At 51.9% G+C, this 1,677-nt stretch carries 1 protein-coding gene; it reads right to left on the reverse strand.

Features of this window, described 5'->3' with window-relative positions:
• Positions 1–892: 892 nt before the first annotated feature.
• Positions 893–1,507: a TetR/AcrR family transcriptional regulator gene (locus tag AC1Q8Q_RS32100; RefSeq protein WP_135848052.1), complete on the reverse strand. Its 615-nt coding sequence runs from the start codon at positions 1,505–1,507 to the stop codon at positions 893–895.
• Positions 1,508–1,677: the final 170 nt, after the last annotated feature.

Here is a 1,677-nt window from a genome sequence, read left to right on the forward strand (position 1 = left end):
CATGCGGAATACGTCGAGCCGAGACGTAGGATGATGCAATATTGGGCGGATTTGTTAGATGCACTAGAGGTCGGCGTTCCGCCGCCTACGCCTGAAGCCTACATGCCGAAAATCAGGCGACCTTCAACGGATTTTCTGAGCGCGCAGCGGGTATCTGCTGATTAGCAGTCTGAAGTTAGGCTTTGCGATAAAGGTCGGACAGGATAGATTTGAGGAGGCTAGGGAGTTAGGCGCTGCGGCATGACTCCTTCGATTACTGATCGGGTCAAGAAGGGCTTTGAGAAAGCCAAAGAGAGGAGCAGCGGTGAGTGCTACTAACGCGATCAACTGGATCGACAAAATCGCAGCTGAATCTGGTAGGCGAGATATTTCTCCATGGGTGGTTGCTTGACGCCTGAGACAATCACTCGACTACTAGCCTCTATGAACGCCGGCAGCTTTCTAATGGTCTGCGGCGCTTGGCTTTCCATGGATCCTCCTAATAGTCTGCCGTCAGCTAGAGAGGTGGCAAAGCGCTGCTTCGACACATACCGTCTTGATTTGGTTGCAAATTGCGACGTCACAGACGAGGAAATCCATCCTACGCCGGTCGACGTTCTACGTGTTGTTGCCACTGCACGAAGGACGAGGGTGTGCTAATTGAGGCTTCTGTGCTGCCCGAACGTAGAGCAAACGTCCCTTGGTAAATCCCGTTTGAGATCACGTTCGATTTCGTACAATAACTGGATTTAGCACAAAGCCGGCTTTGGTGTCACTAACCGGTGCAATTCACTTCTATTGTTCATTGTTCATTGTTCATTGTTCATTGTTCTTGTTTTTCGGGTTTTTTTGGCAAAGTGGTCCCCACCCCTGAAAAAAACCAGGGGCGTTTCTTGTTGAATCAACTACGCACTCAGTCGAGAGGCGGAAGTGTCGGCAGCTCTATGGTCGCCAACGCACGCGCCTCCTCTGGCGGCACACCCAATGCCCGCAGCAACAGCTCGGCGGTGTCAGAGCCGGAGTCGCGCCACGTCCTATGACCTTCAATTACGAGGAAAATCGAGCCGAGAACACTGCTCGATATCAGCGTCAGTACTGAGAGCAATTGTTCTTGCTGAAACGTGTACCGCCCACCTGAAAGCCCGCTCCGAAGATCCGTGGACGCCTGGCTGCTGAACATTTCGCGCAATGCAGAATTGCTCATGGCGAACTTGTGTATGAATGCCCCCCACTGGGAGTCTTCGTGAGCTCGACGAATGAAGAGACGAATGCCGTTGGCAAGGCGCTGAGCCGGATCGGTCAGTGAATCGAAGCTCTTGTTGATGCGCTCATACATCTCTCTCGCGAGATGACTAGCGACCGCCTCGAACAGGCTTTCCATACTGTCGATGTTGCTATAGATCGTTCCGCGCGCCACTCCTGCCTCTTGCGCGAGGTCGAGGATGTTCACTTGTGATGTACCTCTCTCAGCGAACAGGCGAAAGGCGGCTTGATGAATGCGGCGCTGTGTTGGGTTTAGGGATTCCACGGGTTCTCTCTCCAGGATTACCTTTTGATTACATTGATCATGCGTGTTCATTCGTCGTCAAGAAGGTTTTTCAATGAGTGCCTCTTTGTAATTTGAACGAGCCCCATGAAAGACAGGACACCGTTTCCTCCTTACGATAAGGGATAGGCAAACGGTTATGTTTATGACTA

The organism is Pseudomonas sp. GW823-FHT06B06, assembly GCF_058795195.1.